15 protein-coding genes are annotated in these 13894 nt (G+C 63.5%); 3 read left to right on the top strand and 12 right to left on the bottom strand.

The window, feature by feature from the left end; translation table 11 throughout:
• The first annotated feature begins 3 nt into the window (after positions 1-3).
• Positions 4-1026, top strand: coding sequence for a ribosome small subunit-dependent GTPase A (gene rsgA, locus BJP08_RS09100; protein ID WP_071569288.1), 1023 nt, complete (start codon positions 4-6; stop codon positions 1024-1026).
• Here rsgA and BJP08_RS09105 read toward each other — a convergent pair.
• Both BJP08_RS09105 and BJP08_RS09110 read right to left on the bottom strand, forming a co-directional pair.
• Positions 1000-1494 (bottom strand): hypothetical protein, encoded by a 495-nt coding sequence (locus BJP08_RS09105; protein ID WP_070362942.1) that lies wholly within the window; start codon positions 1492-1494, stop codon positions 1000-1002. The two genes, rsgA and BJP08_RS09105, sit on opposite strands and share 27 nt — an antisense overlap.
• Positions 1494-1907 (bottom strand): HAD family hydrolase, encoded by a 414-nt coding sequence (locus BJP08_RS09110; RefSeq protein WP_071569289.1) that lies wholly within the window; start codon positions 1905-1907, stop codon positions 1494-1496. The genes BJP08_RS09105 and BJP08_RS09110 overlap by 1 nt, the downstream gene beginning before the upstream one ends.
• A 150-nt stretch (positions 1908-2057) precedes the next feature.
• Between BJP08_RS09110 and BJP08_RS09115 the strand changes: the two genes are divergently transcribed.
• Complete coding sequence (locus BJP08_RS09115) at positions 2058-2465, top strand: hypothetical protein (RefSeq protein ID WP_071569290.1); 408 nt, start codon at positions 2058-2060, stop codon at positions 2463-2465.
• A gap of 34 nt (positions 2466-2499) precedes the next feature.
• Here the strand turns inward: BJP08_RS09115 and secA are convergent, their stop codons facing one another.
• From secA to BJP08_RS09160, 9 genes are all read right to left on the bottom strand, one after another.
• Complete coding sequence (gene secA / locus BJP08_RS09120; RefSeq protein WP_070477721.1) at positions 2500-5040, bottom strand: preprotein translocase subunit SecA; 2541 nt, start codon at positions 5038-5040, stop codon at positions 2500-2502.
• A gap of 211 nt (positions 5041-5251) precedes the next feature.
• Positions 5252-5944: a ribosome hibernation-promoting factor, HPF/YfiA family gene (gene hpf, locus BJP08_RS09125; RefSeq protein ID WP_070362946.1), complete on the bottom strand. Its 693-nt coding sequence runs from the start codon at positions 5942-5944 to the stop codon at positions 5252-5254.
• A gap of 129 nt (positions 5945-6073) precedes the next feature.
• The gene (locus BJP08_RS09130; RefSeq protein ID WP_071569291.1) at positions 6074-6718 is read right to left on the bottom strand and encodes a ComF family protein; all 645 of its coding nucleotides are present in this window, start codon (positions 6716-6718) and stop codon (positions 6074-6076) included.
• Between the two features lie 5 nt (positions 6719-6723).
• On the bottom strand, positions 6724-8430 hold the full coding sequence (gene lpqB / locus BJP08_RS09135; RefSeq protein ID WP_071569292.1) for an MtrAB system accessory lipoprotein LpqB: 1707 nt from the start codon (positions 8428-8430) through the stop codon (positions 6724-6726).
• Entirely contained in the window at positions 8420-10045 is a 1626-nt protein-coding gene (gene mtrB, locus BJP08_RS09140) for an MtrAB system histidine kinase MtrB (protein WP_369816421.1), read from the bottom strand. Before mtrB ends, lpqB begins: the two co-directional genes overlap by 11 nt.
• A gap of 9 nt (positions 10046-10054) precedes the next feature.
• Entirely contained in the window at positions 10055-10726 is a 672-nt protein-coding gene (gene mtrA / locus BJP08_RS09145) for an MtrAB system response regulator MtrA (protein ID WP_070477811.1), read from the bottom strand.
• 18 nt (positions 10727-10744) lie between these two features.
• Positions 10745-11350 carry a dTMP kinase gene (locus tag BJP08_RS09150; RefSeq protein WP_071569293.1) on the bottom strand — a complete coding sequence of 202 codons (606 nt, stop codon included), beginning with the start codon at positions 11348-11350 and terminating at the stop codon, positions 10745-10747.
• Positions 11351-11384: 34 nt separating this feature from the next.
• A complete protein-coding gene (locus BJP08_RS09155) occupies positions 11385-11744 on the bottom strand; it encodes a DUF4259 domain-containing protein (RefSeq protein ID WP_071569294.1) in 360 nt (119 codons plus the stop codon).
• Positions 11745-11949: 205 nt separating this feature from the next.
• Positions 11950-12474, bottom strand: coding sequence for a hypothetical protein (locus BJP08_RS09160; protein WP_143110086.1), 525 nt, complete (start codon positions 12472-12474; stop codon positions 11950-11952).
• 22 nt (positions 12475-12496) lie between these two features.
• Here BJP08_RS09160 and BJP08_RS11495 point away from each other — a divergent pair, with 22 nt between their 5' ends.
• The gene (locus tag BJP08_RS11495; RefSeq protein ID WP_143110087.1) at positions 12497-12709 is read left to right on the top strand and encodes a hypothetical protein; all 213 of its coding nucleotides are present in this window, start codon (positions 12497-12499) and stop codon (positions 12707-12709) included.
• Here BJP08_RS11495 and manA read toward each other — a convergent pair.
• A complete protein-coding gene (gene manA / locus BJP08_RS09165; RefSeq protein WP_071569296.1) occupies positions 12706-13893 on the bottom strand; it encodes a mannose-6-phosphate isomerase, class I in 1188 nt (395 codons plus the stop codon). The genes BJP08_RS11495 and manA overlap by 4 nt on opposite strands.
• Position 13894 lies beyond the last annotated feature (1 nt).

Genomic DNA, 13894 nt, shown 5'->3' on the forward strand with positions numbered 1-13894 from the left:
CTCATGGCACGCCGCAAGTTCAGCGATTACGACGAATCCGACGTCCGCGTCCGCCCCGGGCGCGGCTCACGCCCCCGCACCAAGGACCGACCCTCCTACGAGGACGCGCTCACCGGGATGGTGGTCACCAAAGACAGGGGGCGCTGGGGCGTCATGCTGGACAACGGCACCCTAGTGAACTGTATGCGGGCACGCCACCTGAAGCGCACCAGCATCGAAGTCAGCGACCGAGTCAGCGTCGTGGGTGATACCAGCGGGCGCAAGGACACGCTCGCCCGCATCGTGCACCGCGCCGACCGCATCTCTGTACTCCGCCGCACTGCCGACGACACAGACCCCTTCGAGCGTGTCGTCGTTGCCAACGCTGAGTTGCTACTCATCGTGGTCGCCGCCGCCGACCCGCCACCACGCACGGGCCTGGTGGAGCGTGCCCTCATCGCCGCGTTCGTCGGCGACGTGCGCCCCATCGTCTGTATGACCAAGACCGACCTCGCGCGCCCGGACGAGTTCATCGCCGAAATCGAGGACCTCAACGTCGAAGTCCTCACCGTAGGTATCGACGACCCCCTCGACCAGCTCACACAACGCCTCGCCGGGCACGTGTCCGCCTGCATCGGGCACTCCGGCGTGGGCAAGTCGAGGCTGGTCAACCGCCTCGTCCCGGACGCGCAACGCGAAACCGGCGACGTCTCCGGCGTCGGCAAGGGGCGTCACACCTCGACGCAATCCGTGGCGCTCGAGCTGCCGGGAGGCGGCTGGATCATCGATACGCCGGGCATCCGCTCGTTCGGCCTGGCCCACGTCTCCCCCGACCAGGTCATCGACGTCTTCCCCGAGCTCGCCGAGGCAGCCCAACAATGCCCGCGTGGCTGCACGCACGCCGGCCCGCCCACGGACCCGGAGTGCGCCTGGGACGCCTTCGAAGAAGGCGCGCTGTCGCGCCGCGTCGCCGCGGTCCGGCGCCTGCTGAGCGCACTGCGCTCCAACAACGAGTGGGAACTAAAGCAGCTCGACGAGGAACGGTAGCTCGCTGACGTCGTAGAACGCCAGGTAGTTGTCCTGAGCGTCCCCGACTGCCAGCTCCGCGTCCTCATCCCCGAGGTCGGCGGCGTCGATGTGCTCGATAGCCTTCGCCGTCGCCGCTTCCGCCTCCGCCAAGTCGATGTGGATCGCGGCAACGTCCTCCAGCGCCACCGGCCCAGACACCCGTACCACGGAATCCCCCATGTCGTCGGCTTCCTCGGCGTCCACGTCCGCGGAGATCACCACGCGACGGTGCGGGAAACGATCCTGGTCACCGATGGCCAGCAGGCGGATGGAGGCCAGCGCGGCGTCGTCAAACGCCACTGCCTCGATCTCCTCCTCGTCGCCGGAGGTGAAGAACTCGCGCAGCGCCGTCGTCGCGGCGAAGCCCCACCCGTTGCGCGGGTGCAGAACCTTGTCAGCGGCGAGCCCCTCCACCATGGAGAACGTCGCGGGAATGTAGACGCGCATTAAAACTCCCCCTCGATATTGAACAGCGTCTGGATCTCCACCGCGGTGCGGTCAAACGCCGTGTGCAAAATCGCGATCATGCCGCACTCGACGGCCGAGCGCACGTTCATGATGTCGTCGTCGATCATGACGCACTCGTTGAGCGGGACATCCAACGCATCAGCCGCAGCCTGGAACGCGGCCGGGGACGGCTTCTCCGCACCAATATCACCAGAGAGCACCACCGCGTCCACGACACCGCGGAACTCCCAGTCGCGCACCGCGTCCGCCATCTGGCCCTCGGATTCCTCGTTAGACAAAATGCCGACAGCCTTGTCCTTCTCCTTCACAGCCTCAATGAGCTGCTGCCACCGGCGTTGGTCCTCCTGGTCCTGATCCAACACACCTGCGTAGTCAATAATGAGTCCCTGCATCTGGACGCCTCAATTCCTGTACTTCGTTTTGCTTCTTCTGCAGTGCACACCAAGGTGCGCAAATTCTCCTAGCGCCATCACGGCGCGAACGTGCACAATACTACCTACCAGCACGCCACACCGTGCACAACGATACGAAAGGACCCCGCCATGACCTACTACCCCGCACCCGGCCACCAGCATGTCCAACTGCTCGTCCCCTCCCCAAAGCGCTCCGAGCGCACCACGGAGGCTCAGCGCCGCCAGGCAAGGTACTCCCCCAGCGATCCACGCCGCACCGCCTCAAACGTCGCACCGCTCGTCCGCACGGCGCTCGCGGCGAGCTTCGGCGCCACAAACCTCCGCGTACTACGCGCCGACCGCTTCTCGACGGCCGCCCGCGCCAATGTCCGCGCCTACCGGCGCTTCCAGCAGCAACACGCGGGCCCGCCACGCATCGTGACCTGCCACGCCCGCGACGGCGGCGAGTTCTTCGGCACCGTCGCCACAGGCCAAAAACGGTTCGGGTTCGTGGCAAAAATGGACAACGGCCGGCTGGTGTCCTTCAAAGTTTTGTAAGTGACACCACCCGGCCAGGGCCTACCTGTCGAACTTAGGCCTGCGCAGTCTCCTCCTGCGCGGACTCGAACTGCTTACGCATCATGAAGAGCTGGCGCACCGTCTCTTCCTGGATCGCTTCGTTCATAGCGTTGAACATGTCGCCGCCCTCCTTCTGGTACTCGACCAGCGGGTCGCGCTGCGCCATCGCACGCAGGCCGATGCCCTCCTTGAGGTAATCCATCTCGTAGAGGTGCTCACGCCACTTCGTATCGATGATCGGCAGGATCACCATACGCTCCACGTTGCGCATCTGCTCCTCGCCGCCGATCTCGGCAACGTTCGCCTCGAGCTGATCGTACTGCGCCTGGGCGTCGTCGATGAGTGCCTCGCGCAGCTGCTCAGCGGTGAGCTCGCCCGGCTTGCCGTACTCGTCGCCGTCGATAAGCTCCTGGGCCGTCTTCGACGGGCCGTACAGGGACTCGAGTGCGTGCCAGAGTTCCTGCAGGTCCCAGTCCTCGACGTAGCCCTCCATCGTCGCGCCATCCACGTACGCGCCGACAGTCGAGCTGATCATGCGGCGGACCTGATCCTTGATGTCCTTCGACGCCAAGATCTCCTGGCGCTCACCGTAGACCACCTTGCGCTGCTCGTTGAGCACCTCGTCGTACTTCAGGACGTTCTTACGCATCTCGAAGTTCTGGTTCTCAACCTGCGACTGCGCGCCCTTAATCGCATTCGACACCATCTTCGCCTCAATCGGAACATCGTCCGGAACGTTGAGGCGGTTCATCATGTTTTCCATCGACTGGCCAACGAAGCGAACCATGAGCTCGTCGCGCATCGACAGGTAGAAACGGGTCTCACCCGGGTCACCCTGACGGCCAGAACGGCCACGCAGCTGGTTATCAATGCGACGAGACTCGTGGCGCTCCGTACCGATCACGTACAGGCCACCGGCCTCACGCACTTCGTCGCCGAGCTGCTTCGAGCGCTCCTTCGCCTTCGGCAGCTGCTCGTTCCACGCCTCCTGGTAGCGCTCCTCATCCTCGAACGGGTCGAGGCCCTGCTCCTGCAGCTTCGCATCCAACAGAATTTCCGGGTTGCCACCCAGCACGATATCCGTACCGCGACCAGCCATGTTCGTAGAGACCGTCACCTTCGCCGGCAGACCAGCCTCCGCGATAATGCGGCCTTCTTCCTCGTGGTGCTTCGCGTTGAGCACATTGTGCTTAATGCCCTTGCGCGTCAGCAGCTGCGAGAGGTACTCCGAGCGCTCCACCGAGGTGGTACCGACCAGCACCGGCTGGCCCTTCTCGACGTGCTCCGCAATATCCTCCGCAACAGCGGCGAACTTCGCTTCCTGCGTCTTGTAGATCAGGTCGTCGCGGTCCACGCGCTGGTTCGGGCGGTTCGGTGGAATCTGTACAACGTCCATCTTGTAGATCTGGTGCAGCTCCGCCGCCTCAGTCTCAGCGGTACCGGTCATGCCAGCCAGCTTGTCGTAGAGACGGAAGTAGTTCTGCAGCGTCACCGTCGCCAGCGTCTGGTTCTCGTTCTTGATCTCGACGTTTTCCTTCGCCTCGATCGCCTGGTGCATACCCTCGTTGTAGCGACGGCCCGCCAGCACGCGACCCGTGAAGCTATCGACGATCATGACCTCACCCTGGCGGATGATGTAGTCCTTATCGCGCTCGAAGAGTTCCTTCGCCTTAATAGCGTTATTCAGGTAGCTCACCAGCTGCGAGTGCTCAGGCGCGTACAGGTTGTCAATGCCCAGCTGGTCCTCGACGAACTCCACGCCTTCCTCGGAGATACCAATGGTGCGCTTGCGGTGGTCCACTTCGTAGTGGATGCCCTCGCGCATACGCGGTGCGAGCTGCGCGAACACGGTGTAGAACTGGCTGGAGCCATCAACCGGGCCGGAAATAATCAGCGGGGTACGGGCTTCGTCGATAAGAATCGAGTCAACCTCGTCCACGATGGCGAAGTTGTGGCCGCGCTGCACCATGTCGTTGACCGAACGGGTCATGTTGTCACGCAGGTAGTCGAAGCCGAGTTCGTTGTTGGTGCCGTACGTAATCGCCGCGTCGTACGCCTTCTTGCGCTCCTGCGGGCGCATGTCGGACAGGATCACACCCACGTCGAGCCCCAGGAAGTGGTGGACACGACCCATCATCTCGGCGTCACGCTTTGCCAAGTAGTCGTTGACGGTAACAATGTGCACGCCCTTGCCGCTCAAACCATTGAGGTAGGCAGGCAGCACCGAGGTCAGGGTCTTACCTTCACCAGTTTTCATCTCGGCGACGGAACCGAAGTGGAGCGCGGCACCGCCCATGATCTGCACCTTGTAGTGCTTCTGCCCCAGCACGCGCCAGGATGCTTCGCGGGCTGTCGCGAACGCATCGAGCAAAATGTCGTCGAGCGAAGCGCCGTCGGCAATCTTTTGCTTAAACTCTTCCGTTTTGGCCTTCAACTCGTCATCTGTGAGTGCCGCGTACTCGTCATCGAGATCCATGACTTGATCAGCGATCTTCGAGAGGCGTTTTACCATACGCCCTTCACCCGCACGCAGCAGTTTCGACAGTCCAAACACGTTTCTAGAATCCTTCAAAAGTTAGAAAAACAAAGCGATCACGCCAGCTCTACGCGCTGCTTTTATGTACCAATCGGCCATTGTACGCACGCGTCAACGAAAACAGGCAATCACAACTGGTGGAATCAATAAGAAAAGAATGTGAAAACGCCGCCCGCCCGTACAAGCTTTTTGCTTACACAAGCAGGCGACGAATCATACAGTGACGACGCTACTTCTCGTCGTTTGCCTTGACCTCATCTTCTGGAGCCAGGGTGATCAGACCGTAGTCGTATGCGTGGCGGCGGTAGACCACTGCTGGACGCTTCGACTCTTCATCGATGAAGAGGTAGAAGTCGTGGCCAACCAGCTCCATCTCGGAGAGCGCCTCATCGACGCTGATCGGGGTATCCGGGTGCAGCTTGCGACGCACAACCTGGCCGAGCGGGGCATCCTCAAAGGTGCCCGCGTACGGGTCAGTGTCGTACTGGCCCTCCGCCTGCTTTGCGCGAGCATCCTCTGCCTCGTGCGCAAGCTCAGCTGCGATTTCGCCGGTGGACTTCGGTGCGCGGTGGCCGGAACGAGCAATCTCGCGGCGGACCTTTACCTTGCGCAAGGAACGCTCCAGCTTGCCCAGCGCGGATTCAAGCGCTGCGTAGAAGCTGTCTTCCTTGGCTTCCGCACGTGCCAGGTGGCCCTTGCCGGTCGCAGTAATCTGCACGCGCTGTGCCTGTGCCTCACGACGAGGGTTCGGCTCGTGCTGCAGCTCAACATGGAAGAACGTCAACGTTGGATCAAGCTTCTCAATCTTGGCGAGCTTGGCGTTGACGCGCTCTTGGAAATGCTCTGGGACCTCGACGTTACGGCCAGTAATCGTAACCTGGGCTGCTGGTGCGAATCCGTCGGTGTGCTCTGCAGAAGTCATCTGCTTCCTCCCTAGCGTTGTTGGAACTGGGTCTATCACCACTATACAACTGGTAATAACCAATGGCTACGTATCTGTGTAAAACTCCCTGCCAGTTTGCTACCAGCGAACACCACACCGACAACGCTGCTAGGCGGCGCACACAGCGACGCAGCTCACCACGTCAAAACCGCGCGCGAGCAGTACCTCGACGCTGGTCTGCAGCGTAGCGCCGGTGGTCACCACATCGTCAACAACGATGACGGGGCCAGCGCCGGGCCCAGCCTGCAGCGCCTCCCACCCGCGGCGCATCCGCACCGCACCAACCAAATTTGCCCGGCGGTGCGCGGCGTCGAGTTCCGACTGGTCAATCGTAGATTCCGCAAGCTCCAGCACGTCCGCCACGCTGCGGCCCGTGCGCTTACAGATCGCGCTCACCGGGTCTCCGCCACGCTCCCTGGCAGACGCCGCACGCGTCGGAGCAGGAACAAGGAGTGCACCCGGCTGAATCTCTCCACGGACCTCAAGGAATGTCAGCGCAGCGTCCAGCACCGCCCCCACGTGCTTGCGCACGGCCAGGTTCTTGCGCTCCTTCATCGCCAGCACCACCCCGCGGTGCGCACCACCATACGGCCCGAGCGCGAACACCGGCACGTGCGGCAGATGCTGCGGTGACACTCTGCGAGGCAACGCGGCGAGCTCCGTGCGACACGTTCGACACAGCACGGAACCCGGCGCGCCACACCCCGCGCAGTGGCGTGGAAGGAAGAGTTCACCAACCTCTGCGAGCGTCACGCCAGCTACCTCGCAATGATTGGGAGAGAGCGCACGCCCTGCAGCCCAGGCACCTCACGCCAAATCGGGGTGTCCGCACCGCTGACGGGCATCTGCAGGATCGCGTTGGCATCCGTGGCGTACAGCATGCTTGACGACGCCGCCACCGCCACAACCGGCGCGGAAATATTCCCAATCGACAGCGCAGTGGTCGAAGAGCCGTCCTGCTCCACGCGCATCACCGGGGACGCCGGGTTCGACGTGCCCACGATCAGCGAGCCGTCCGGGTGCCAGTCAGCAGCAACCACGCTTCCGCCAAGTTCAAAGCTGTACTCAAGGACGTTGACGATCGCCCCGGCGCCCGCCGCGCGCTGCTCAATGATGCCGGTGTACAGGTGGCCGTCGATCACCATCACGACGCGCGAGCCGGAACGGGAAAGGCGCAGGACGGAGATGTTGCCGTCGACCCCCTCGGGCAGGTCAACGTGCACCTCCTCAGTGGTGACTTCCCCCGTCGCCGAGGACTGCGCGGAGCGCAACACGTGCTTGCCGTCGGAGACGGTCCACACTGCCTTACTGTCGGATTCGAAGGATGGGCGCGAGAACGTCTCCGCCTTGACCACGCCCACATCCCCTTCCGTGAGCTGCCCGAGGCGCAGCTCCGCACCCTCGGGTCCGTCGCCGAGGTTGAAGACAGCCGCCCACTGCCCACCGCCAGCAACGTCGGCGGTGACCACGCTGCGCGTGCTCCCCAGCACGCCGGGCACGGGCTGGGGGCCGCCACCGGTGATTTGGGAGACGTGGCCGTCGGCGAGCGAATACAGGGTGCTCTCCCCGACCTGCTCGACGACGGGGCTGACGTCGATAAAGTCGTCCGTTGTGAGTTCGCGGGCACCTGTGATGAGTGGTTCGCCGTCGGAGATCAGCGAAAACGGGCCGGTCACGCCGGCGGAGGCGAGTGTCCACACCACCTGCGCCGCGAAACGGCTGCGGTCCGCCTCCGGCATGCTGCCGAGGCCCGCGAAGTGGTAGGCACCATTTTCGAACCCGGTGTAGCGCACCGTCGACGGCAGCGTGCCCATGATGGCTGGGCGCAGGCGGGTCGCTGGGCCGTCGAGGAGCAGCGAGACCAGCGTGCTCGGCAAAAAGTCGCGCGGCGAGTACACCCACCGCCGGTCGGTGACCAGCTCCTTGCCCGTTGGGTCGAAGAAGTAGAGGTTGTAGGGCTGGTATTGGTTGCGTAGTTCGGTGCGCTCCATCACCACGCCCGGGGGCAGCGATGCGATGCGCCACTGGCCGTCGACCTGCTCGAGCTCAAGCGTCGCCTCGTACGTGCCGCGCTCCGGGGTGAACACTCCACCGCTGCCGAGCGCCCCGACCACGTTGCCGTGCACGGCAAACCTACGCTTGTTCCCAGCGCTTCCAGACACGGTATTCAGCCCGATCCGGTCGACGATGAGGGTCTGCTCGTTCGCGCTCCACGTGGGCTTGGCGTCCTCGGTCAGGAAGGAGCGCGCGGCTTCGTAGTCACCGGTTGGGATCGCGGAGGCCGCGTAGAAATCTCGGAGCAAAAGGTCCGGCTCGCGGTCCTTGATCGGGCCGATGACCTCCGACTCGTGCTCCGGCTCCTGGTAGGGCCGCAGCACATGCGGGTCAGTATTCGACGGCAGCGTCGCACATCCGCCCAGCAGCAGCGCCGCGCTCATCATGACGGCACAATACTTATGCTTCATCTGGCTGCCTCTCCTCGTCCTGCGTTTCGACGTCCACTTCGACACCATCCGCGTCCACCTCGGGTTCCAGCTCGAGGGGCAACGGGGACGTCGAATAGCCTGCCTCCGGATCCAGCGGCAAGACCAGCCTGAACATCGCGCCGACGCCCTCCTCCCCGACGGCCTCCAACGTGCCGTGGTGCAACTGCGCGTCCTCGCGGGCAATCGCCAGGCCAAGGCCCGTACCGCCCGAGTGGCGCTTGCGGGACTTGTCCGCTCGCCAGAAACGGTTAAACACCAGCTCCTCCTGTCCGGGCTTCAGCCCGATGCCGTGGTCCCTGACCGTCACCGCAACCGCGCTGTCGTTGGCTCGCAGTGCCACGACAACCGGCTTGCCTTCCGAGTGGTCGATGGCGTTCGCGATGAGGTTGCGCACGATGCGCTCAATCCTGCGAGCCTCGCCGAGCATCATCACGGGCTCCTCCGGCATGTCGAAGGAGACGTCCACGCCGAGCTCCTCGGCAAGGTGCTGCGTCTGCTGCCAAGCAGAGACAATCGGCGCCTTCATATCCATCTGCGTCACGGACAGGTCGGCCACACCGGCGTCGTGGCGGGAAATCTCCAGCAGGTCGTTGAGCAGGGCCTCGAAGCGGTCCAGCTCGCGAGTCATCAGCTGGGAGGCGCGACGTGTGCCCGGCTCCAAGGAGTCCTCGTCGGCAGCGATCATGTCCGCCGCCATCCGCACCGTGGTCAGTGGCGTACGCAGCTCGTGGGACACGTCGGACGTGAACTGCCTCTGGAGATCGCCGTAGCGCTCCAGGTGGTCAATCTGCTGCGACAGCTTGTCAGCCATGTTGTTGAAGGACAGCGCCAGCACCGCCATCTCGTCCTCCCCATCGACCGGCATACGCTCACGCAGGTGTCCTTCCGCGAACCGACGCGCAGTGCGCGACGCCGAGCGCACCGGAGCAACAATCTGCTGCGACGCCAACCACGCAATCCCCACCAGCAGGACGCTGACGATCACCGTGGCCGTCGCTAAGATGCCGCGCATCAGCGCCAGCGTCGAGGCCTCGTTGTCCATATTCATCACGAGGTAGAGCTGCAAGTGTGGCACATCAGAAGTCGTCGGGGTGCCGATAATCAGCGCGTTGTACGACGAGTGGTCACCGCGCTGCACCGAAGAGAACTGGTACGCAATGTTCCCCTCCGCAACGTATTCCTCCAGCTTGTCCGGGATCTGATACGCCTCCGGCGAGGACGTAACGATCCCGTTCGGGTTCTTCACCACCAGCACCGGCTCGTACACGGCGGTCGCCTCAGAGCTCTGCTGCGTGCGCTGCGTCAGCCCGGCGCGCGCCGAATTCAAACGGCTTTGCAGCGAGGTCGCCGACCCCGAGTTGTTAATCTGCTCCTCAACCGTGACGCGTGCGCGGTCGATTTCCACACTCGCCGCCTCAATCTTCGAGGCAGCGATGCGCTGGCTCACCACGGATGCCAACGCGAACCCCAACACCAACATCACCACAGCGGAAACAATCAGCACTGTGCCGACGAAGCGCACCTGCAACGAAGTACGCCACGCCTCTGTGATTCGGTCCCTGCTACGTTTCAGTACGGCGAACAGGAGCGCCACCTCCCATTCTTACTTCACGGACTTGTAGCCCACACCACGCACAGTCTGGATGATCTCGGGGTGCTCCGGGTCGTGCTCAATCTTGGAGCGCAGACGCTGCACGTGCACGTTGACCAGGCGGGTATCGGAGTTGTTGCGGTAGCCCCACACGGATTCCAGCAACTCGTCGCGGGAGTGGACCTGGTTCGGCTTCTTCGCCATTTCCAGCAGGAGGTCGAACTCGAGCGGGGTCAGCGCAATCTCTTCGCCGTTGCGGGTCACCATGTGCTGGGGGACGTCGATAACTAAGTCGGCGATTTCGATGACGTCGCCTGGCTCCTCATCCGTCCTGCGCAGGCGGGCCCTGATCCTGGCCACGAGCTCCTTCGGCTTGAACGGTTTGGTGATGTAGTCGTCCGCGCCCGACTCGAGGCCGAGCACCACGTCGACCGTGTCCGTCTTCGCGGTAAGCATCACGATCGGCACTGAGGACTCGCGGCGGATCGCCTTGCAGATGTCGATGCCGTTCATACCTGGAAGCATGAGGTCCAGCAGGATCAGGTCCGGCTCGTACTCGTGGAAGGCCTGGACGGCCTCGGCACCATCGGTGACGGGCCGGGAATCAAACCCCTCGGCCTCCAGGACGATGGTGAGCATCTCGTTAATGGCGGGGTCGTCGTCAACGACCAGGATTTTCGACATGGACATTGGTGGCTCCTCTTAACGCGCGCTTTGTATTGCTTGGATAATAGCCGTGGCATCCGACGTGGAAATCCACCGACTCACCCAGCCGCTGTCGGCAAGGCGCTGGTACTGCGCAAACGTCGCGTCCTGCAGGCCGCCGTCGCGCTCGTAATGGTCGCGGGTACGCGAAGCGTCTTGCGCCTCCCTGCGCTGCGCACGCTCCCGCGCAATGCTCGGGGAAGTAGCGACCAGCACCTGCAGGTCAGGCTTCGGCAGCCCGAGCCGTTCGAACTCGAGCTCGGCCACCCACTCTGCCGCGGCATCATCGCCGGTGCGCGCCGCGGTGTACGCGGCGTTCGAGGCAACGTAGCGGTCGAGCAACAGGATACGGTCCGGCGCGCCCTGGTACTGCGCGAGCTGCTCCTTCGCGCCGTAGCGGTCGAGCGCGAACATCGTCGCCATCCCATAGGCGGAATCCACCAGGTCACCCATCATGCCGTAGAGGGCGTCTTGTGCCAGCTGCGCGTGCAGCGAATCCTCATAGCGCGGGAAGGACAGCGTATCCGCGCCGTACTCCTCCACGATGCGCCGCACGATGGTGTTCTTACCCGCCCCATCAATGCCCTCGATGGCAATGATCATGCCGCTAACCTCCTCCTGCCCTCCGTCGCCTTTTCTACGCGAGCGCTTCCAAAAACTGCTCGACGTCCTCTTCCTCGTCGTCACCGACCGCCTCGAGCAGCTCGGCCGCGCTTTCAATGAGCTGCTCGTCAAGCTCACCGCTGTTGCCACGGATGAACGGGAAACGCTCCGCAATCTCACCGGCGGAAAATGGTGCACCGGCCCAGATAGCAGTGATGGTCGCCGCGGCGAGCCCATTGGTGCGTTCTTGGTCTGAGGCACTGTCCTGGTCCGCAGCCAGCAGCACCGCGTCACGGACGGCTTCCAGAATGTCCTCTTCGTCCAAATCCGCGATCTCGTCGAGAAAATCAATGTTGTCGTCGTCGGAGAAAATCTTCTGGTCCCAGCTGCTCATCAGTGCGTCCTTTCAGGTGGAGGCTGTATATACCCTGCAATCTACACGGCGCAGCACGCATTGCGAACTCCCCTGCTTCCCACCTGAAAACCGTGCGGGCGGCCCCTTTTCAATGTTTACCATCCATGCTATAAACGTTTCCAAGCAACGAAATTGTTATCGTTTTGTAATTCTGGAAATTCTGCGGCGAAGGGCAACCTATGAATCAGACGCAAAGGAGAGTTGCCACATTCATGGCGCTCGGCATCTGTGTTGCCATCGCGGTGGGAGTTGTTGTCTGGAACGCATCATCGCCCGGACGCTCGAACGCCAGCACACAGGCCGGCTTCATCGCAACAACCTCCACCACAACAACCGCTTCCTTATCGACGCCCACTTCGAACTCTTCGCGCCGTGATGCAGCAGCGCCACACGCTGCTGATGCGCACGTCGCCACGACTCCCCCTTCGGCGTACAACTTGTCCGCGGACCCACTCGCCCCGGCACACGCGTTCTCGGGAGGCCCTGCTGTGACGGAGCCGACGAAGCAGTACCGGCCTTCGAACGTGGCGCCGTCTACGTCCGCGCCGCGGCCGGCGGGTCCTGCGCCAACCGCTGAGCCGCAGCGGCCGAAGCACCGCTCCCCGCGGCCCAACACGCCGCATGTGCCGAGCACCGCCTCGAGCACCTCGCGCCCGCAGACGACGCAGCAGGCACCGACCACGGTGTCAACACCAACCACGATTGACACAACGCAGCCACCATCCCCGACGATGCTGCCTTCGGAGCCAACGCAGGAAGCACCGACGACGTCTACGACTTCGGCCCCGAACCCCGGCGCCACGGCGTCCACATCAGCGGCGCCGACGCCTACCCAAACACCAACGAGCGAGCAGGAGCCAACCCCGGAATCCCCGGCGGCAGCTCAGGCAGCGCCTTCCGAGGAGTCAACCTCGCCTGAAGAACCTACTGAGGATCAGTCCTAGACGCGCGCGTAGAAGCACTGCGCAGTGGTGAACCCCTCAGCGACGTCGAACGTCACCGCCGGGTCGGAAGCAGGGATCCACGCAGCCTGACCAGGCGTGAGCACGAAGTCGCCCGCGCACACCTGCCCTTCGGTGCACAAGATGATCGCAGGACCGTCGGTGTCCACGTGCATCGGGTGGTCGGCGTCGACACGGTGGGCACTCATGATGAAATCCTGCACGGGCAAGTGGAAGCTCACCACGTTGTCCTGTTCCGACGTCACCGCAAACGGGTCCTCCAGCGAAGAAAAGTCGAGCACTTTCACAAGCTCGGGCACGTCAACGTGCTTCGACGTCAGTCCCCCGCGAAGCACGTTGTCGGAGTTCGCCATGATTTCCACACCAAGCCCAGCAAGGTACGCGTGAAGCTGGCCAGCCGCCAGGTAGAGCGCTTCCCCCGGGCGCATCTGCACGTAGTTGAGCAACAACGCGGCAAGAACACCGACGTCATTCGGGTACTTGTCGTGCACCCGCAAGAACATCTCGGCCAGCGTCGCGGACTCCCCCGCCGCAGCGTTTTTGGCGACGCGCTGGGCCGCCGGAACAATCGCGGCGATCAGAGAGGTGCGGGGATCCTCTGGCAGGGAGATAAACGTCGTGAATACTGCGCGGAGTCCGGCTTCTTCCGAAGTGGCGTCGAGAAGCGAGGCGTAACGGTCAAGCTCCTCGCAGTCGAGCGCGGCGAAAAACTCGCGCGTTTGCTCCAGCGGGCGGAACCCTGCGAGCGCCTCGAACGGGGTCAGCGCCACAATCAGCTCCGGCTTCGGGTTCGGGTCCTTGTAGTTTCGCGTCGGATCATCCAGGCTGATGCCCGCGGCTTCCTCCCGGGAGAACCCGGCCTTCGCCTGCGAGCGCGACGGGTGCGCCTGGATACTCAGCGGCTCGGCGGCGGCGAGCAGCTTCAGCAAGAACGGCAGCTGCGAGCCGTACTGGTCGGCAACGCGCTCGCCCAGCGTTCCGACGGGATCCGCGGCGATCACGGCGTCAAGACCCTGCTCGCCCACCAGCGAAGGCGCGGCACTATGGGCGCCGAACCACAGCTCAGCCTCTGGTGCCTCACTCGGCACCTCGGTGCCGCGCAGCTGCGCAAGCAATGTGCGCGACCCCCACGGGTACGTCCGTAGAGCCCCTTGCAGGTGCTCCATA

Source organism: Corynebacterium sp. NML140438 (assembly GCF_001875725.1).
In the GTDB taxonomy this organism is placed as follows: domain Bacteria; phylum Actinomycetota; class Actinomycetes; order Mycobacteriales; family Mycobacteriaceae; genus Corynebacterium.